This is a genomic window from Candidatus Accumulibacter sp. ACC007 (genome assembly GCF_907163205.1).
Taxonomy (GTDB): domain Bacteria; phylum Pseudomonadota; class Gammaproteobacteria; order Burkholderiales; family Rhodocyclaceae; genus Accumulibacter; species Accumulibacter regalis.
This window is the reverse complement of record NZ_CAJQUD010000010.1, coordinates 50285-68695: the sequence shown is the minus strand read 5'-3', so window position 1 is coordinate 68695 and position 18411 is coordinate 50285. Positions and strand designations below refer to the sequence as shown.

The 18411-nt window shown below is 59.3% G+C and carries 18 protein-coding genes and 2 pseudogenes; 9 read left to right on the top strand and 11 right to left on the bottom strand.

What is annotated here, in order from left to right:
* Positions 1-511: 511 nt before the first annotated feature.
* Positions 512-1519, bottom strand: coding sequence for an NAD-dependent epimerase (locus tag QZ634_RS19515; protein WP_291991170.1), 1008 nt, complete (start codon positions 1517-1519; stop codon positions 512-514).
* 834 nt (positions 1520-2353) lie between these two features.
* Here QZ634_RS19515 and vapB point away from each other — a divergent pair.
* The 9 genes from vapB (at position 2354) to QZ634_RS19470 (ending at position 7509) form a co-directional block, all read left to right on the top strand.
* Positions 2354-2614: a type II toxin-antitoxin system VapB family antitoxin gene (vapB, locus tag QZ634_RS19510; protein WP_291991169.1), complete on the top strand. Its 261-nt coding sequence runs from the start codon at positions 2354-2356 to the stop codon at positions 2612-2614.
* The gene (locus QZ634_RS19505; RefSeq protein WP_291991168.1) at positions 2611-3018 is read left to right on the top strand and encodes a type II toxin-antitoxin system VapC family toxin; all 408 of its coding nucleotides are present in this window, start codon (positions 2611-2613) and stop codon (positions 3016-3018) included. Before vapB ends, QZ634_RS19505 begins: the two co-directional genes overlap by 4 nt.
* 342 nt (positions 3019-3360) lie before the next feature.
* Positions 3361-3615, top strand: coding sequence for a UPF0175 family protein (locus QZ634_RS19500; protein ID WP_291991167.1), 255 nt, complete (start codon positions 3361-3363; stop codon positions 3613-3615).
* Complete coding sequence (locus tag QZ634_RS19495; protein WP_291991166.1) at positions 3605-4090, top strand: DUF3368 domain-containing protein; 486 nt, start codon at positions 3605-3607, stop codon at positions 4088-4090. Before QZ634_RS19500 ends, QZ634_RS19495 begins: the two co-directional genes overlap by 11 nt.
* A 179-nt stretch (positions 4091-4269) precedes the next feature.
* Entirely contained in the window at positions 4270-4551 is a 282-nt protein-coding gene (locus QZ634_RS19490) for a DUF6516 family protein (protein WP_291991165.1), read from the top strand.
* Positions 4544-4921: a hypothetical protein gene (locus tag QZ634_RS19485; RefSeq protein ID WP_291991163.1), complete on the top strand. Its 378-nt coding sequence runs from the start codon at positions 4544-4546 to the stop codon at positions 4919-4921. Before QZ634_RS19490 ends, QZ634_RS19485 begins: the two co-directional genes overlap by 8 nt.
* 269 nt (positions 4922-5190) lie before the next feature.
* Positions 5191-6525, top strand: a complete 1335-nt coding sequence (locus QZ634_RS19480; RefSeq protein ID WP_291991162.1) for an ATP-binding protein — start codon at positions 5191-5193, stop codon at positions 6523-6525.
* A 455-nt stretch (positions 6526-6980) separates the two neighbouring features.
* Positions 6981-7250, top strand: a complete 270-nt coding sequence (locus QZ634_RS19475) for a BrnT family toxin (protein ID WP_291991161.1) — start codon at positions 6981-6983, stop codon at positions 7248-7250.
* Entirely contained in the window at positions 7219-7509 is a 291-nt protein-coding gene (locus QZ634_RS19470) for a BrnA antitoxin family protein (RefSeq protein ID WP_291991160.1), read from the top strand. The genes QZ634_RS19475 and QZ634_RS19470 overlap by 32 nt, the downstream gene beginning before the upstream one ends.
* A 1123-nt stretch (positions 7510-8632) precedes the next feature.
* Here QZ634_RS19470 and QZ634_RS19465 read toward each other — a convergent pair.
* The 10 genes and pseudogenes from QZ634_RS19465 to QZ634_RS19420 form a co-directional block, all read right to left on the bottom strand.
* Positions 8633-8911: a hypothetical protein gene (locus tag QZ634_RS19465; protein ID WP_291991240.1), complete on the bottom strand. Its 279-nt coding sequence runs from the start codon at positions 8909-8911 to the stop codon at positions 8633-8635.
* A gap of 705 nt (positions 8912-9616) precedes the next feature.
* A pseudogene (locus tag QZ634_RS19460) lies at positions 9617-9772 on the bottom strand (protein CapI); the annotation flags it as partial.
* Positions 9773-10124: 352 nt separating this feature from the next.
* A complete protein-coding gene (wecB, locus tag QZ634_RS19455) occupies positions 10125-11219 on the bottom strand; it encodes a UDP-N-acetylglucosamine 2-epimerase (non-hydrolyzing) (protein ID WP_291991159.1) in 1095 nt (364 codons plus the stop codon).
* Between the two features lie 413 nt (positions 11220-11632).
* A complete protein-coding gene (locus QZ634_RS19450; RefSeq protein ID WP_291991158.1) occupies positions 11633-11869 on the bottom strand; it encodes a hypothetical protein in 237 nt (78 codons plus the stop codon).
* A 128-nt stretch (positions 11870-11997) separates the two neighbouring features.
* On the bottom strand, positions 11998-12120 hold the full coding sequence (locus QZ634_RS19445; protein WP_291991157.1) for a hypothetical protein: 123 nt from the start codon (positions 12118-12120) through the stop codon (positions 11998-12000).
* Between the two features lie 110 nt (positions 12121-12230).
* On the bottom strand, positions 12231-13217 hold the full coding sequence (locus QZ634_RS19440) for a hypothetical protein (RefSeq protein WP_291991156.1): 987 nt from the start codon (positions 13215-13217) through the stop codon (positions 12231-12233).
* A 276-nt stretch (positions 13218-13493) separates the two neighbouring features.
* Positions 13494-13814, bottom strand: a pseudogene (locus QZ634_RS19435) (UDP-N-acetylglucosamine 2-epimerase); the annotation flags it as partial.
* Positions 13815-14114: 300 nt separating this feature from the next.
* Positions 14115-15341 (bottom strand): glycosyltransferase family 4 protein, encoded by a 1227-nt coding sequence (locus QZ634_RS19430; protein WP_291991155.1) that lies wholly within the window; start codon positions 15339-15341, stop codon positions 14115-14117.
* A gap of 308 nt (positions 15342-15649) precedes the next feature.
* On the bottom strand, positions 15650-17017 hold the full coding sequence (locus QZ634_RS19425; protein WP_291991154.1) for an O-antigen ligase family protein: 1368 nt from the start codon (positions 17015-17017) through the stop codon (positions 15650-15652).
* A 29-nt stretch (positions 17018-17046) separates the two neighbouring features.
* On the bottom strand, positions 17047-18177 hold the full coding sequence (locus QZ634_RS19420) for a glycosyltransferase family 4 protein (RefSeq protein ID WP_291991153.1): 1131 nt from the start codon (positions 18175-18177) through the stop codon (positions 17047-17049).
* Between the last annotated feature and the right edge of the window lie 234 nt (positions 18178-18411).

The following is an 18411-nucleotide window of genomic DNA, read 5'->3' as shown; positions in this document are numbered from 1 at the left end:
GCCTGGCACCGATCCCGCACCTACCCGCACCTACCCGCACCATCCCGCACCTACCCCGCACCCACCCCGTCATTGCGAGGAGGCGTAGCCGACGCGGCAATCCAGTTCCACCCTCTGACTACTCTTCCGCCACACCACTCCAGCGAAAACCAAAACCTCTGGATTGCCACGTCGGCTACGCCTCCTCGCAATGACGTATGGGCTGGTGTAGCACCGCCTCCGCGACAAAACGTTCGGCCAACCGGAAAGCCGCCTAAAACCGTAGGGAAACTGCAGCACCAGACTTCGCACCTCCCACACCGCCGCCCTCGCCGCCGCTCTCGCCACCATTCCCGGCACCATCCCGCACCCGCCCCGCACCTACCCCGTCATTGCGAGGAGGCGCAGCCGACGCGGCAATCCAGTTCCACCCTCTGACTCCTCTTCCGCCGCATCGACCACGGGAACAAGCAAGATTCTCCCACCACCATCGACCGCCACCTGTGCGAATTTCCCGCAAGAACAGCGCAGGTCACACCTTGTAGTAGTCCCGGTACCAGGCAACGAAGCGCTTCACCCCTTCCGCCACCGGCGTGGCAGGCGCGAAGCCAATCCAGCCCTCCAGCAATTCCGTATCGGCATAGGTCGCCGGCACGTCGCCGTCCTGCATCGGCAGCAGGCGCTTTTCCGCCTTCCTGCCAATCGCGTCCTCGATCGCACCGATGAAATCGAGCAGCGGCACCGGCTGGTGATTGCCGATGTTGAATACCCGGTAAGGCACGTTGCTCGTCGCCGGGTCGGCCTCGTCCGGCAGATACGCGGCATTGGCCGTGGCGCAGCGATCCGTCACCCGGATCACGCCTTCGACGATGTCGTCCACGTAGGTGAAGTCGCGCTGCATCTCGCCGTTGTTGAAAACGTCGATCGGCCGACCTTCGAGGATCGCCCGGGTAAACAGAAACAGCGCCATGTCCGGCCGGCCCCACGGCCCATACACCGTGAAGAAGCGCAGGCCGGTGGTCGGCAAGCCGTAAAGGTGGCTATAGGTGTGCGCCATCAGCTCGTTGGCCTTCTTGGTCGCCGCGTAGAGACTCACCGGGTGGTCGACACTGTCGTGCTCGGAGAACGGCATGCGGGTGTTGCCACCGTAGACGCTCGAACTCGAGGCATAGACCAGGTGCTGCACCCGGTTGTGGCGGCAGCCTTCGAGGATATTCACGAAACCGACCACATTGCTATCGACGTAGGCGTGCGGGTTCTTCAGCGAATAGCGCACGCCCGCCTGCGCAGCGAGATGAATCACGCGCTCGAATCCCTCCTCCGCAAACAGCCGCTCGATGCCCGGCCGATCGGCGACATCAAGCTTCGCAAAGCGAAAGCCCGGCAGCGAGGTGAGCCGCCGCAAGCGGTCTTCCTTCAGCGAAACCTCGTAGTAGTCGTTGAGATTGTCGAGCCCGACGACTTCGTCGCCGCGCGCCAGCAGGCGCAGTGCGGTGCTCATGCCGATGAAGCCGGCGGCACCGGTAACCAGGATTTTCATGGGGTGATCACGAAGAATAGAGGCGCGATTCTACCGCGGCGACGGGGTTCAAGACAGCCTCCCATTGCACCAGCCCGCAGCAACTGATGGCCCGCTTGTGGGCGGCCGTGAAAGGAATCGACCATGGATGAGCGAGCCTCGAACGTCAGCATGAAAAGACGTGCAGAAGACAAGCGGCGACATGGTTTCAAGCGGCTGTCCGGCGTCCTGGAAGTCTTGTCGGAAATACAGCGCCACAGCAGCCTGCCCGTCATTGCGAGGAGGCGTAGCCGACGTGGCAATCCAGTTCCATGCTCTGACTACCGGTGCGCCACAGCAGCCTGCCCGTCATTGCGAGGAGGCGCAGCCGACGCGGCAATCCAGTTCCATGCTCTGACTACCGGTGCGCGACATCAGCCGAGCGAAAAACAGAACCTCTGGATTGCCGCGTCGGCTGCGCCTCCTCGCAATGACGGTGGGTGGGGAATGCTTGCCCGGATTTGGCGACGCGGGCAGCGGCATGGGCCGGGCGAACTCCAGCCACCCTGCGCTTTCACGCTGCTGTCAGGGTCGCTGAAAGTCTCATCAAGAATCCAGCAATGCACGGGCACGTGGAGAAGAGCCTCCGCCCTGCTTCGCGGTGCCTGTCGAGAATGCAAGCCCGATGCCCGCCGCGTTTCCCCCGAAACGCGGGCAATTGCTCGCAGCGCTGCGTCGGGGGCACCATGACCATCGCCGAACCTGCTCGCCGGCTGAGCTGCAACTGTAGGAGCTTGCGCAATGCCGGCAGGTAATGGCTCTTGATATAGGCCCCTTAACGGTATATATCTTGATACATCACAGGAGAGAGGCCCCATGTCACATATCGCCAAGCTGTTCAAGAATGGCCGCAGCCAGGCGGTTCGCCTGCCTGCCGAATACCGTTTCGATAGCCCCGAGGTCTATATCCGGCGCGACCCGCAGACGGGCGACGTCATCCTTTCGCGCAAGCCGGCAACGTGGGAGGGCTTCTTTGCGGCCCTCAAGGAGGCTCAGGTGCCGGCAGACTTTCTGGCCGCCGAGGAGCGTCGACAGAACGCCCAGGACCGTGACCCGTTTGACGGGTGGAAAGAGTGACCCGGTACATGCTGGATACCAATACGGTGAGCCACCTAATCAGGGAGCACCCGGCTGTTGTCCGGCGTGTGCTGGCCGTGCCGATGGCGGCTGTTTGCATCTCGTCGATAACCAAAGCCGAGTTGCTGTTCGGACTGGCGCGACGGCCTGAGGCGAAACGCTTGCATACCGCGGTGGGGGAGTTCCTGCGGCGCGTCGATGTGCTGCCCTGGGATGGCGAAGTCGCGCAGCGTTACGGAGCCACCCGTGCGGCCATGGAGCGGCAGGGCAAGCCCCTTGGGCCACTCGACCTTCTGATTGCCTCGCACGCTCGTTGTGCGGAAGCGGTGCTGGTAACGAATGACCGGGCTTTTGCTCAGGTCGATGGGCTCAGGGTTGAAGACTGGACGGCTGACGCTGCATGACGTTGGACAAACGGTTCTGCAATCCGCAAGCACCGGACCGGTAAGTGCACGCCATGCTGGCCTGCCAGCAGCCATCGCCCGATAAATCGCGCTCCTACGCAAACCGTCCCGAACCAGGCCACCCTGTAGCCTGTTCGCTCAGCTCTGCGAACGCCGCTGACACCAACAAAGACAAATCCGTAAGTCGCATCACCAGCTCCTTCCGCGGTTACAAATCACGCCACCCTGTAGGAGCCCGATTCATCGGGCGATAGGGCGCCTTGTCCGCCACCGACACCGACACCGACACCGACAATCAGCGCATCAGAACTCACGTATCATCGATATCCGGAGGTAAGCACCATGACGCAACTGACCCTGCAAATTCCTGAATCGGCTTTCGCGGCTTTACATCAGGCGCCCGACGAGTTCGGCCAGGAAATGCGTATCGCGGCGGCGGTGAAATGGTATGAGCTCGGGCGAGTATCGCAGGGACGCGCTGCCGAAATCGCCGGATTGACGCGGGCCGCCTTCATCGACGCCTTGTCGCGCTACCGGGTCAGCCCCTTTCAATACACCGCTGACGAGCTGGCCGAGGAACTCGACGATGGGGATTGATGCGGTCGTCGTCAATGCGTCGCCGCTGATCACACTCTTCCGGAGCGCGCAGGCCAATCTCCTACCAGGCCTGTTTGCGCAAATCATCGTGCCTGAAGCCGTATGGACGGAAGTCGTTGTCGACGGGTGGGACGATAAGGCGGCACGCGAACTCAGCGCGCAGCCGTGGCCCATTCGCGAACACGTAGCGGTTTCGGCTCGCGTCGAAGCGTGGAACCTTGGCGCGGGTGAAAGTGCGGTATTGAGTTACGCCCTGGCGAATCCACCTGTGCGAGCGATCATAGACGACTCTGAGGCTCGCCGCTGCGCCAAGACCCTGAGTATCCCCATCCTTGGCACTGGTGGCATTCTGCTGTTGGCCAAACGGCACGGTTTGCTCCCGTCGGTTGCCGAGGGCATCAAGAAGCTACGCCACGCGGGGCTGTGGCTTTCGGATGATCTGGTCAGAATGCTGACGTCCCAAAGCGGCGAGTAGTACCGGCGGCCCGCACACCGTTATCGCTACGAACGGTTGCCGCTGCGCCCCTTCAACCTGACTCCATGAGGGCCCGCTAAAACCGCGGAAGCACCTGCAAAGTTAAGTCGCCGGACGGATAACAAGCCCACGCGAACCCGTGCTTTGCGCCACAAGGAGACTATGGTGTAATTAGCCATATGAAGGCTGTCGAACCCTTCAGAACGAAAGACGTTTACGGTCGGGGCATCGTCGAAATCGTGATCTGGCGCGTGCCGGAGCCAGTACCGCCATCCGAACATCCATGGAAGTATCGGCTGGTCTATGTCGTCGAAGGCGAACGGATCGTTGGCTTCGACAACGAGCGGGGGAAGGGCGACCATCAACACATTGCCGACGGTGAGACACCCTACCAGTTCACCAGCCCGCAGCAACTGATGGCCGACTTCTGGGCGGCCGTGAAAGGAATCGACGATGAATGAAAGGATTCTGAATATCAGGGTGGGGCAACGTGTGGAAGACAGCCTGGACCGTGCAGCCGCCGTGATGGGTGCTCTGGAACGTGGAGAAGACACGCCGCCCTACTTTGCAGTGGGCTTCGAGAGCACAGGCCAAATGCTCGCCGTGTTCACCCCGAAACGCTGGGAATTGCTCGCCTCGCTGCGTCAGGGGGGCAGCATGACCATCGCCGAACTCGCTCGACGGCTGGGTCGCAACTACAAAAATGTCCATAGCGACGTGGTAAAGCTGACCGAATGGCTGGCAGTGGAAAAAGACGTCGAAGGACAAATCTTCGCCCCCTATTCTGAAATCATAGTGGACGTACGGCTCCCTGAAGCAGTGGCCGCCTGAGCCTCACAGCAATGCTCACCAGGAAGCCGTGTAGCAACCCACTCGGTACCAGGAACCCAATTTGGCCGTCGCCAAATCTCCGGCAAGTACCAGACGACCCTACCCGGCGAGGTTCCGCGAGAGGCGCAGAACTTGCTCACCGGCTGGGCGCCTCTCGTAGGAGCCCGATTCGCGATGACGACCCCAAACATACCTGCGGCGAGTGCGGCCCATTGAGCCGAGAGAGGTTGTATGTTTAAAAAGGACAACTTCTGCTACGCTTGTCCTCTATGGAAAGCTTACTTCGCACAACAATTCAGCAGAAGATCGTCGATTCTCAGGCTCTGCCGCTGCCAGGGCTCACGCGTCGTGATATCTGGTTGCCAACCGTCAATGGCAAGGCCACGGCAGTTATCGGTATGCGCCGGGCCGGCAAGACCAGTCTGCTTTGGCAACTTCTCGCCGATCGTCACGCGCATGGCACATCACGCGAGGGCTTGCTCTATTTCAGCTTTGAAGATGAGCGTCTCGGCGACCTGCGGGTGCAAGACCTCGACCTGCTGGTCGAAATATTCTACCAACTCAACCCGGCCTGGCGCGACGCCCGCCGAGCCACCTTCTTCCTCGATGAAATTCAGATCGTCCCGGGTTGGGAACTGTTTGCCAGACGACTGCTGGATAGCGAAAACATCGACCTGTTCGTCTCTGGATCGTCCGCGCGCATGCTCTCGCGTGAAGTGGCCACCAGCATGCGCGGCCGAGCCATGGAAGCAGTGGTTTCTCCATTCAGCTTTCGCGAAATGCTGCGTCACGCGGGCCGAGAACCCGAAAAGCCAAGCGAACGCTTCACCAAAGCCGAGCGTTCACAACTCGCCAGAGACCTGCTGGACTACCTGGCCCACGGCGGTTTTCCTGAAGTCCAGGGACTCGATAGCCGCAACCGCATCGAGCTCTTGCGGACCTATGTTGATGTGGTACTCCTGCGCGACGTACTCGAACGGCACAACCTCAGCCAGCCGCAGGTCTTGCACTGGCTGGTCAGGCAACTGCTCGGCAACGCCGCCGGCGCTTTCAGCATCAACAAGTTCCACGCCGATCTCAAGTCGCGCGGGGTCGCGATAGGCAAGGACACCCTCCACGCCTACCTTGCGCACCTCGAAGACGCCTTTCTGTTGAGCAGCCTTGACCTCGCCTCCGACTCCGAACGTCGTCGGCAAGTCAATCCCCGGAAAGTGTACCCGGTGGATACCGGGCTGATGGCGCTCTTTTCTCGATCAGGCAACACCAACGTAGGCGACGCGCTCGAAACCGCAGTGCTGCACGAACTACAACGCCGCGGCAACCAGGTGAACTACGTGCGCACCCACGCCGGTTTCGAGGTCGACTTCCACGCGCGCAGCCTGACCGGCAGGGAAGCACTACTTCAAGTCTGCGCCGATCTCGACAGCCCGGACACTCTGGCACGAGAGGTACGTGCACTCCAGGATGCGGCCGCTACCTGGCCCGAGGCCACGTTGCAGATCATCACGCTCAACGCGCCAAAAAGTGGCATGCCTCCGCCCGAAATCCAGCTTCACCTGGCGGCTGACTGGTTGTTACAGCGCCAAGAGGCTCAACAGCGATGAAGACGAATTCTCGACTTCCGGCGCGCCGATCAAGTGTCGTGTTGTGCGCAGCAGGGAACCTATAAATTCCGGCGACCGCGTCGGTTTCGCTCCGCTGTCAGGCCTGCTGAAAAGCTCGTCAGGAATGGTGAATGGGGAACGCGAATGCGGCGCCACACCCCACCGCACGTCATTGCGAGGAGGCGCAGCCGACGCGGCAATCCAGTTCCACCCGCTCACTATTTCCCGGCGCATTGACCTAGTGACAACGCAAAAAGCAAAACCTCTGGATTGCCGCGTCGGCTTCGCCTCCTCGCAATGACGGTGGATCGGAGCGGCGACAGGACGCCCAGGACCGTGACCCGTTTGACGGGTGGAAAGAACACGAGGAACGGGGCCACATCCGTGCGTGCGACAGGCTGCAACGCAAGGGCTTGCCTGAACCTTGCCAGAAAGACAATCGTCTATACTGCGGCATGAACTTCACTTGGAACGACGCCAAGCGGCAGGCCAACTTGAAAAAGCATGGGCTTGATTTCGCCGAAACGTCCCGGGTATTTGCAGGACATACCCTGACGCGCCCGGATACGCGCTTCTCCTACGGTGAAGCGCGGTTTTCCACGGTTGGTTTGCTGGGGGTTGAGGTGGTGCTCATTGCGCACACCGAGGCCGAAGACACAATCCACGTCATTTCGATGCGAAAAGCGGAACGCCATGAACGAGAATACGACTTCACCAGTCTGTGACGACCTCGACGAAGCACCCGTCTGGTCATCTGACGATTTTGAGCAGGCAGTGCACCGGGTGGGCCTGCAGTCAGTGCCAACGAAAAAGCAGAAGATCAACATCACGCTCGATCCGGATGTCGTCGCCTGGTTCAAGCAACAGGCCGGTGCACGCGGATACCAAACCCTCATCAACGCCGCGTTGCGCGAGGCGATGCAGAAAAAGACCATCGAAGAGACGCTGCGCAGGGTGATCCGGGAGGAATTGCACTCGGCCTGAGAAGCGATTCTCGTCAGCCCCCTGGCGTAGGGCTGCACTCGTGATGAGACTTTCGGCAACCACCCCCGCCCATCGTCATTGCGAGGAGCGCAGTACCAACCCACACCGTCATTGCGAGGAGCGCAGTACCAACCCACACCGTCATTGCCAGGAGCGCAGTACCAACCCACACCGTCATTGCGAGGAGCGCAGCGACGCGGCAATCCAGTTCCACCATCTGACTACTTGCAGCCGCCGCACCGATAAGGCAAAAGCCAGACCTCTGGATTGCCGCGTCGGCTTCGCCTCCTCGCAATGACGTGCGGCCTATCTGGAGCCCAAGCTTCCTGCCCCTCGCGCTTCCCCCGACAAGTCCAAGCTGCGCCGTCATTGCGAGGAGCGCAGTACCAACCCACACCGTCATTGCCAGGAGCGCAGTACCAACCCACGCCGTCATTGCGAGGAGCGCAGTACCAACCTGCGCCGTCATTGCGAGGAGCGCAGCGACGCGGCAATCCAGTTCCACCATCTGACTACTTGCAGCCGCCGCACCGATAAGGCGAAAAGCCAGGCCTCTGGATTGCCGCGTCGGCTTCGCCTCCTCGCAATGACGTGCGGCCTATCTGGAGCCCAGCCTTCCTGCCCCTCGCGTTTCCCCCGACAAGTCCAAGCTGCGCCGTCATTGCGAGGAGCGCAGCACCAACCCACACCGTCATTGCGAGGAGCGGAGCACCAACCCACACCGTCATTGCGAGGAGCGCAGCGACGCGGCAATCCAGTTCCACCATCTGACTACTTGCAGCCGCCGCACCGATAAGGCGAAAAACCAGACCTCTGGATTGCCGCGTCGGCTTCGCCTCCTCGCAGTGACGTGCGGCCGATCTGGAGCCCAAGCTTCCTGCCCCTCGCGTTTCCCCCTACAAGTCCAACCCACACCGTCATTGCGAGGAGCGCAGTACCAACCTGCGCCGTCATTGCGAGGAGCGCAGCGACGCGGCAATCCAGTTCCACCGTCTGACTACTTGCAGCCGCCGCACCGATAAGGCGAAAAGCCAGGCCTCTGGATTGCCGCGTCGGCTTCGCCTCCTCGCAATGACGTGCGGCCTATCCAACAAGCACGTTGACACCCAGCAGCGCGACCACATCAAACGCCCTCGTGCTCGCGAAGGGCATTGACCTGGCCATTGCTCACCAACACGCCCCTTGCAGGCAACGGCCTGAAGCCAGCCACTGTCTGCGCGGACGGCTGCTGATCAACCCGCGCCGTCAAGGCCAGCCGTGCAAGGCGGGAAATGACCTGCCCGACCGTCAGGTGCTCACGACGTGCAATTTCCTTGGCGGCGACCAGCACGTCATCTTCAATGTCCAGGGTTGTGCGCATCCAAGCATTACCCGATGTTTTGATGTGTCGACGATACATCATCAGCACACCACAGCTGCCGCATGACTCACTTATCCAAACGCCCATCAGCGCGACAATCCGGTGAAGCCTAGCAAGCGGAGCCGGGAGCAAAGAGGTTAAGCGCGTTGCCGTAGCGAAGACGAGTGACCGGAGGCAATCATAACCGCGATGCCAGATAGATTGCGCCCGTCGAAAAGCGCCGCGCAATCCGGCGCGCGGAATTCCTTCCACTCGCCCTCGGCGCCAAACTCGGCATCCACCGCCCACACCGACCACGTCACCGCACCACGCCGTCACCGACCCACACCGTCATTGCGAGGAGCGAAGCGACGCGGCAATCCAGCTCCATCCTCTTACTACTTCCCCACCGCCTCGACCATGCAAAGAGCCAAACCTCTGGATTGCCACGTCTGCTACGCCTCCTCGCAATGACAGGCCGAAAATCTGAAGCGTGAGACCGCCCCTGCGAGCGTCAAACAAGGCAAGATTCTCTCACCATAATCGACAGGCGCCCGTGAGATTTTCCCGGAAGAACGGCACCCATCCCGCACCCACCGTCATTGCGAGGAGGCGCAGCCGACGCGGCAATCCAGTTCCATTCCCTGTTCCTGCTTTTCGGCCGCATCGAAAACACGAAGAGCCAAACCTCTGGATTGCCGCGTCGGCTGCGCCTCCTCGCAATGACGTGCCAAAAACCGTGAGATTTTCCCGGAAGAACAGCGCAAGTCAAACCTTGTAGTAATCGCGGTACCAGGCCACAAAGCGCTTCACCCCTTCCTCCATCGGTGTAGCGGGTGCAAAGCCTGCCCAGTCCTCAAGCAGCGCCGTATCGGCCCAAGTCGCCGGCACGTCGCCATCCTGCATCGGCAGCAGGCGTTTTTTCCGCCTTCTTGCCGAGCACTACCACCAGTTCAGTCGATTCTGCGGCGCCTGCGCGCAGCGAGAGAATTGTTCCGAGTGAGAAGAAACACAGCAGGAAGGCCGCGAGGCGCCACCAAAAGAGGCGCAGTCGCGCGGCCATACCAGCTACGATCTTGCCGACAAAGCCGGAACAATCTGCGAAACCGCAGTTCCTGGCTTCTCGCACATTGCTGCTCGCCCGGCGACGTTGTCGCAGAGCGCAACCGCGAGCGTCTGCAGCTCATCAAGCGAATCACCGATGTAGGGGCTGCCGCGGTTTTCCTGCCGGATCAGACCCACCTCGCACCCTGCCCCCGTCTGGCCGCCAATGGACTCAGCCCAGCAACCGCTGCAGCGCCGCCACGATACGCTCAGCCGCTCGCCCATCCCACTTTTCCGGCACCGCGCCCTTTTTCCAATCACCCGCCATCAGACGCGCCAGCGCCGGGCCAAGCTTGGCCGGGTCGGTGCCGATCAATTCATTCGTCCCCACGGTGACCGTCTCCGGGCGTTCCGTATTGTCACGCAGTGTCAGGCAGGGCACGCCCATCACCGTCGTTTCCTCGGTAATCCCGCCGGAATCCGTGATCACGCCCTTGGCGTGCTTCACCAGGTAGTTGAATTCCAGATACCCTTGCGGATCGACATAGTGCAGCCCCGGTATCTGACCGGCCAATTCCCGCAGGTTCTTCGCCGTGCGCGGATGCACCGGAAACACCACCGGCAAGCCGCCTGTACCGTCGGCAATAGCCTGTAACAAGCGCAGCAACTGCTGCTCACCGTCGACATTCGCCGGGCGATGCAAAGTGACCACAAAATACTGCCCCGGCTGCAAGTCCAGGTCGGACCAGAATCCCGGCGGCTGCAGACGCGGCATCTGCTTGAGCAAAGTGTCGATCATCGTGTTGCCAACGAAGAAGATGCTCGCTTCGCTAACCCCGGCGCGGCGCAGGTTCTCGTTGGCCGTCGCGCTGGTCGTGAAAAACCAGTTGGTAATCGAATCGGTGACTACCCGGTTGATCTCCTCCGGCATGCTCCAGTCGCCGGAACGGATGCCGCCTTCCACGTGCGCGACAGCCATGCCAAGTTTACGGGCGACAATCGAACAGGCCATGGTCGACGTGACATCGCCAACCACCAGGCACAGATCACTGCGCTGCTCGATCAAGGCTTTCTCGTAACGCACCATGATCGCGGCGGTCTGCTCCGCCTGGGTGCCCGAACCCACTTCCAGGTTGATATCCGGTTCAGGGATTCCCAGCTGCTCGAAAAAGCCACCCGACATGGCTTTATCATAATGCTGGCCAGTGTGGATCAGGCGGTAACGCAATAGCCCTCCCCTTGCCTGGGCTGCTTTCAGCGCGCCGATGATCGGCGCGATCTTCATGAAATTGGGGCGCGCACCGGCGACAATGTCGATTGTTTTCATGAATAATCCTCAGATTTACTAATAGCGGGGCAAAGAAAGTTACCGCAAGCAGCACAAGGTCGGGGAAGTTCAGCAGCCCCATTTGCGGAGCGCCGCCCGCCCCTCTTGGCTCGCTTCACTACGTTCGCAATGACGACTTCGCCGAAACACCGGCACTGCGAGGAGCGAAGCGACACGGCAGTCCAGAGCCTCCCTCTGATTGCCGTGTGCCAAGCGCGCCGCCACCTCTGCCGCGGGCGCACGGTTGGGGTACGCGGCTTGTGACAGGATACGGATGCACCCATTCTGGGTAAGTGGGCACGACGCCCACCCCGCATCCAGGTGCTCACTCAGCCAATCCGTTGCGACCGAGTGGTGCATGTGGTCGGCATCCAGCAAGGCAATAAGCACGTTGACATCCAGCAGCGCGACCATCAAACGCCCTCGTGCTCGCGAAGGGCGTTGACTTGGTCATTGCTGACCAACACGCCCCTTGCAGGCAACGGCCTGAATCCAGCCACTGTCTGCGCAGACCGCTGCTGATCAACCCGCGCCGTCAAGGCCAGGCGGGCAAGGCGGGAAATGACCTGCCCGGCCGTCAGGTGCTCACGACGCGCCATTTCCTTGGCGGCGACCAGCACGTCATCTTCAATCTCCAGGGTTGTGCGCATCTAAGCATTACCAGATGTTTTGATGGGTAGATGATACATCATCAGCACACCGCGCCTGCCGCACCCCACTTATCCAAACGTCCATCCGCGCGACAATCCGGTGAAGCCCAAGCCGCCCGCGCACCGCATCATTGCGAGGAGGCCCAGCCGACGCGGCAATCCAGTTCCATCCTCTGACTGCTTGCCGCCGCATCAAGCAACTTCATGCCCGGCAGATCCTCGATGGGGCCGACGAAATCGAGCCACGGCAATCAACGTCACCTCGCGAAAACATCGAGGTTGAAGGAGATCGAGGGAGAGCTACAGATGGGCGGGCTCGACGCTTGCCATTCCCCCATGATTCGCAAGCCGTAAGTCGAAGTTACTTCGAGAGAACCCGATCCCGAGAAAAGTCGGCCGGCGCGCACCACTCGCGCGGAACCCGACCGCCGACGACCGACACGTACTTGGTACCCCGGGTCCCAGACAGATCGTTGTTGCGGGCCACGTTTCCAGTGGATGGGCACTCGCCCAGCTTCTTCGTGCAGTCGTTCTCCGCGCCGGCATCGCAGAACCACTCTTCGATTGCGGGCGCCTGCTGGATCGCCCTGAACCGGTTGCCCTCGATCTGGTTGTTGTTGGAGCGGTCGCGCAGCTTGACCACCGAGCCGCAGGCGTCGTCAAAGGTGTTGTCGATGATGCGATTGCCCGACGAGAAATGTGCCACGTACACGGCGTGCAGGCTGCCACAGTCCTTGTCGCTCTTGTTGCGGATGGTGCGGAACAGGTTGCTTTCGACGACATTGTTCGTCGAGTTCACGAAGCGGATCGCAGCGGTGGACATGCCGCCGTCACGTGACGAGATCGAGCCGATGTTGCGGAAGATGTTGCGGCGAATCGTGGTGCCCGTGTTGGAGGCCGCCGGGTTATCGCGATTGCCCTCCAGCGAGATCGCCGTGTAGTAGTCGCGGATCCCCAATGCCTGGATCGTCAACCCCGTCGGCCTGCCAGTGTCCGACTTGAGCGTGAGCCAAGTGGTCTGGTCGCCGACGCCCTCGAAAGTGGGGAAATCCTTCGAATCGGTGGCTGTGCCGATGATGGTGAGCTGGCCGATCAGCTTGCGCCCGTCAATGAGCGTCATCTGGCCACGGTAGATGCCCGACTGGACGAGCACCCGCATCGGCTCGCTCGCCGCCTTCGGGTCGGACACCGCTAGGTCGACCGCTCGTTGGAGTGTCGCCACCGGCGTGTTGTTGCTGCGTCCGTCGTTGCCGTCATCGCCGTTGGGCGCCATGAGGATGTCGGCGGCCAAGACGCGGCCAGCCAGCATGGCCAACGCGAGTCCACCAAACATCGAGAGGCGATTCATCCGTGTACTCATCTCGCTATCTCCTTTGTCTCTGCGGCACGCGAAGGCCAGGGGCACCATCGGATATCATCGCACTTTTGCCGTGGGTGACGCGCACACCGCTTAACCAAGCATTCAGCAAACTGGCTCCGCATTACAGCTGAGCGCCACTTCGTCACTATTTTCAATTCAGGTATGCCTTCCATTTCCCCGCCATTAGGCGCGCCAGCGCCCGGTCGGTGCCAATCAATTCATTCGTCCCCACCGTGACCGTCTCCGGGCGCTCCGTATTATCACGGCCATGGTCGACGTGACGTCGCTGACACCAGGCACAGGTCACTGCGCTGCTCGATCAAGGCTTTCTCGTAACGCACCATGATCGCGGCGGTCTGCTCCGCCTGGGTGCCCGAACCCACTTCCAGGTTGATATCCGGTTCAGGGATTCCCAGCTGCTCGAAAAAAACCGCCTGACATGGCTTTGTCGTAATGCTGGCCGGTGTGGATCAGGCGGTATCGCAGTAGCCCTCCCCTTGCCTGAGCTGCTTTCAGCGCGCCGATGATCGGCGCGATCTTCATGAAGTTGGGGCGCGCCCCGGCGATGATGTCGATTGTTTTCATGGCTAATCCTCAGATTTACTAAGAGCGCGGGCAAAGAAAGTTACTGGGAAGGCGCACAGGGTCTGGGAAGTTCAACAGCCCCCTTTGAGGAGCACAGCCAGCCACTCTGGATTGCCTCACCACGTTCGCAATGACGACTTCGCCGAAACACCGCCACCGTCACTGCGAGGAGCGAAGCGACGCGGCAGTCCAGTACCACCCTCTGATTGCCGTGCACGACGCGCAGCACCTCCGAATCGTGAGCCTTCCACGCTCCCCGTCGCTTGCTTGCCTGCCTGCAGTGGCAATAGCAAAGCTCCTTCACCGCACCAGCTGCGTCACCACCGCCAGCATCTTCGTGGCCATGGCAGATCTATCGTATTTCCTGGCGGCCTCAAGACACCGGCTGCGGTAGCCCTCATAAGCGACCTGATCGCGCTTCAGATACTGCAAGTTCTCGACAAGTTGCGCCGCATTCTCCGGCTCGAACACGATGCCCACGCCTTCCTCGCGCACGATGTCGGCAGACTCGCCCGCGACGCCATGCAACACCGGCAGGCCCATGCCCATGCACTCGAACAACTTGGACGGGATCACCGTCGTGAACAGCTCGGTTTTCCGCAGGTGTATCACCGCAACATCGAGCAACGACCAATAGCGCACCACCTGCTCCTTGGGCACCGAATCGACGAAAGTGACATTTTGCAAACCACGACGAGTCGCATCCTCTTTCAGCGCCTGCTTGCGGGCGCCATCGCCCAGAAGGATGAAATGGAAAGCCTCGCCATCGGCCGTGTTGAGCAGCATCTCGGCTGCGTCCAGCACCGTCTCCAGGTGGTGCGCCAGGCCGTGGGTGCCGACGTAACCCGCCACGAACTTCCCTTCGAGACCCAGTTCCCGCACCAAAGCCGCGTCCTTGGGCATGGGCTTGAAGCGCGACATATCCACACCATTGGTGACCACCGCGATCTTCTCGCCATCCACGCCACGCGCCATCAAGGTTCTCTTGAACGAATGTGTCACCGAAACGATACGTGCCGCCTTGCGATAAAGGAACAGTTCCAAGCGCTCCAGGGCGCGGATCGCGGCCGATTCCTTCATCGCCCCCACCGCCTTGATCGACTCCGGCCAAAGATCGCGCAACTCGAACACAAACGGAATCCGCTTCAAGACGCTCAGCACATACGCTGCACACACCGTAAAGAACTGGGGCGAGGTTCCCAGCACCACGTCCACCCGGCGCACGAACAAAGCCGCCAGGGTGGCCGTCACCATGAAGCTCTGGTAATCGAGAATGCGCTTCACGAAACCTTCATTCGCCGTGATGTAGGACCACACCCGAATGACTCGAATGCCGCTCATCTCCTCGTGTTGCCACAAGCGATTGCGGTAGCCCTCAAACACCCGCCCCTTTGGGAAATTGGGCGCGCAGGTGATCACCGTCACCTGGTGCCCGGCCAGCACCCACTCGCGGCAATGCTCGAAAGTGCGCGATGCCGGTGCGTTCACCTCGGGCGGAAAGTTGTCGGTCAGAAACAGGATGTGCATATCATCCCCAAAACCGCCCAACCGAGCGTTGCTTCGTCCGTCGCCCCCGGTTCCCGACCGGTCTGCTCGCACCAAGTCGCCCGATTACTCAGGCCAAGTGCCAGCCGACCTTCCTTCAACCAACTCGCCCCCCAATATCTCCCCCTCGGCGCCGCCTTCCTACACCGCAGCCACAGCCTCCCTGCCATCCAACCCCTCCTCTATAGCGACTCAATCCAGCACACGAAAAACACGCCACCCAAGCGAGCCAAAACACCACCGTTACTCAGCCAAAGGCCATAGACCTTGCGGACTACAGCACCCACAGGCTATTTCCCTGAGCGCTTAAGCGCTTTTCTTCGCAATACCTCATATCGAGAAACGAAGCCAACCGCAAAACCAGAAAACATATACGAATAATCCTTGCTGAAAGCGAACGCTATTGTCGAGAACACAAAAAACACAAATGCCAGCCTAGATTCATTCGATGTCAATCGATCCGCAACCAGACCGACAAATACCTTCCCAGCCATAACCAAAAGAATCACAACATAAGAAACAAATCCGATCAAGCCAAAGTCCACCCATGCCGAAAGGAGATTATGCGCATAGCCTCCCTTACCAACGGTATGATAGTAGCTCCCATACGAACCCAAAAAAGGATACTTAACTATCGTCTCTATCGCATTACTCAGAAGTATTTCTCTCTCGAGATAGCTCGTTGCAGAGCCCAGATCGAGCAGTTCCAAAATTCGTGTCTGCGGAACCAGCTCCAAGACTTTTTCACCAAGCACCGCTACCGCCAGAACGGATACGGAGAAAACACCAAGCATAACCATTGATGTTGCCAAACGCCTCCAAGAAACCACGACTGCCAGCAGCAGCGTGGCGGCCAAATATTGGACAAACTCAGACCGAGCACCTGCGAGAAATAACACTACAACCGCCAAAACGAAGGCCAACACCGTCTCTAAACGCTTTTCTGCAAGGCAGATCACCATAAGCGCAGTCGCAACGACAGACCGGGAAATCCCCTGATACGTTCCCAACGCGTCGTCCCCGGAGACCGAACGCAGGTTGAACACCCCATCTTCCGATGACAGCCCTACAGTCAAGACCATAGCCACGAATGACACCCACAGCACTTTCTTCACCTGACTTTTATCAATGGCCAATGTACGGGCTAGCATGTAACATGTTACAACAAATAGCACCCCGGAAGCACTCTGCAAGAACACTTCATTCCTATAGTCCCAATACGTAACAATGTAGGATAAGCCACTAACAAGACAGTTCAGTATGACAATAAATGCAAATAGCGCATCTACCATCCCAAATGCCCGCGGCTTTATCAAAACGAGGCGCGCAAAAGCAACCACCAACAAGGGCAGCAGGCCCGCCGAAATTATTCCAAAATACCCTCCAAGCACAGCCGGAAACCACCCGAAAGCGACTGCGCACTGGTAAAAGAAATACCCGGGAAATAGCAAAACAAATACTACCATTGAAGTAGTTTCCGCGCTCCCCTCATCGTTGCAAATGCGTGTCATGCGCCGTTTATCTCCATGGATCGCTATCGCAATATTCGTCAAGTTGCGCGGGCAGCCGCTGCCCCGCAAATGATCGTGACGAACCTCCGGAAATGCGGCAAGCGCCATCGATGGTGCCGACACAGAACTTGCGGTGATTGTTGCCATCGCGTCCGGTTCCCATTTTAATGACGGACCTACCTGCGCAATACGCCATTATCACCACCGCGAATATCTTGATAAAAAGCGAACAACTTAACTTCTTCTGCGGCCCAATTATAAAAATCTCTTACCGCTCGTTGCCCATTCCGACCCATCTCCTCGGCCCGATCCGGGTTTTCAACGACATAACTAATCGCAGCGCCTATCGCCCGCGGATCTAGCGGATCGACACAGATACCGCAGTCACTCCCCCCGACGATTTCTCGCCAAAGCGGGAAGTCCGAGGCGATAACCGGGATACCTGCCGCCATATACTCGAACATCTTATTTGGCTGAGCATCAACATGGTTTGGCACGGGGTAAAAAGTTACCAACCCAGCCAACGATCTCCCCAAGGCTTTTCTCACTCCCTCTCGATCGAGGTAGCCCAGCTCAATTACCCGCGGCCACTGCCGGTAAGCTTTTACTTCGCGCTCCAATTTTTTCTCTTGGAACCTACCCCCCAGATTTAGAAACACGGACGGATGAACATACTCTAACGATTTAACGATCTCACGAACCCCCCTAATTGTTGACATCCCTCCAATATAGCAGACCTCATCGCCCTTGCTCTCCCACGCTTTATTCTCCGTGACAAGCTCGGCGTCAATTGGGAAGTTGTTGATCGCAACAGTATTTGGATTGATCTGGATAAACTTTTCCCGAATAAACGGAGTGGCGGCGACAATGCCGTCAAGTCTAGAGCAGGAATAACGCTCCAATTTCTCAAAACACTGAGACAAAACACGCGCGGAAACTCGACCGAGGTAGGGTTTCGTGAGCAGTTGCTTTGGCACATCTTCGTGAGCATCGAATACAACCATCTTTCCGAAAGATTTTAGCCTCAAGCCAACGGGAAGGAGTTCCGGGTCATGAATGTGATAGAGGTCACCATCAATAGCCACGGCGGCATCCAGAACCCGGCGCGTAATAACTAAAATACGGTTAATGCGGCTACTTGGTGCCCCAACATCAACAATATCAACGCCGTGCCTGACTTCGTTACCCACCCCATCCGCAACAACCAAGGTAACGTCAAAGCCTTTGGATGCCAGGCTGCAGCACTCTTTTATAAAAATGCGCGTGTCGCTTCGCGCATGAACCGAGGTTAAATGGACGATCTTCATTAATCAATTCCAAAATAAAATACGCAGATCTCACAATCACGGCGCGGATAGCATTCCAGCTGACCGCTCACTCGTAAAGCCTTGCGCTGAAAACTCCCTTACGCCGGGATCGCTCACACGAAGACAAGGGCGCAACACGCTCCTCTTTCGCACAACGCACTCAGATCCTAATCATCAGGCCTGCCCGAGTTTTCAACGCCAAACTCCGCGCATCTTTAACCAAAAAAATCTACC

Bases quoted from the DNA above. Each gene is read 5' to 3' on its own strand.
- QZ634_RS19515 (WP_291991170.1), bottom strand. From the start codon at position 1,519: ATGAAAATCCTGGTTACCGGTGCCGCCGGCTTCATCGGCATGAGCACC.
- vapB (WP_291991169.1), top strand. From the start codon at position 2,354: ATGTCACATATCGCCAAGCTGTTCAAGAATGGCCGCAGCCAGGCGGTT.
- QZ634_RS19500 (WP_291991167.1), top strand. From the start codon at position 3,361: ATGACGCAACTGACCCTGCAAATTCCTGAATCGGCTTTCGCGGCTTTA.
- QZ634_RS19495 (WP_291991166.1), top strand. From the start codon at position 3,605: ATGGGGATTGATGCGGTCGTCGTCAATGCGTCGCCGCTGATCACACTC.
- QZ634_RS19490 (WP_291991165.1), top strand. From the start codon at position 4,270: ATGAAGGCTGTCGAACCCTTCAGAACGAAAGACGTTTACGGTCGGGGC.
- QZ634_RS19485 (WP_291991163.1), top strand. From the start codon at position 4,544: ATGAATGAAAGGATTCTGAATATCAGGGTGGGGCAACGTGTGGAAGAC.
- QZ634_RS19480 (WP_291991162.1), top strand. From the start codon at position 5,191: ATGGAAAGCTTACTTCGCACAACAATTCAGCAGAAGATCGTCGATTCT.
- QZ634_RS19475 (WP_291991161.1), top strand. From the start codon at position 6,981: ATGAACTTCACTTGGAACGACGCCAAGCGGCAGGCCAACTTGAAAAAG.
- QZ634_RS19470 (WP_291991160.1), top strand. From the start codon at position 7,219: ATGAACGAGAATACGACTTCACCAGTCTGTGACGACCTCGACGAAGCA.
- QZ634_RS19465 (WP_291991240.1), bottom strand. From the start codon at position 8,911: ATGATGTATCGTCGACACATCAAAACATCGGGTAATGCTTGGATGCGC.
- wecB (WP_291991159.1), bottom strand. From the start codon at position 11,219: ATGAAAACAATCGACATTGTCGCCGGTGCGCGCCCCAATTTCATGAAG.
- QZ634_RS19450 (WP_291991158.1), bottom strand. From the start codon at position 11,869: ATGCGCACAACCCTGGAGATTGAAGATGACGTGCTGGTCGCCGCCAAG.
- QZ634_RS19440 (WP_291991156.1), bottom strand. From the start codon at position 13,217: ATGAATCGCCTCTCGATGTTTGGTGGACTCGCGTTGGCCATGCTGGCT.
- QZ634_RS19430 (WP_291991155.1), bottom strand. From the start codon at position 15,341: ATGCACATCCTGTTTCTGACCGACAACTTTCCGCCCGAGGTGAACGCA.
- QZ634_RS19425 (WP_291991154.1), bottom strand. From the start codon at position 17,017: ATGGCAACAATCACCGCAAGTTCTGTGTCGGCACCATCGATGGCGCTT.
- QZ634_RS19420 (WP_291991153.1), bottom strand. From the start codon at position 18,177: ATGAAGATCGTCCATTTAACCTCGGTTCATGCGCGAAGCGACACGCGC.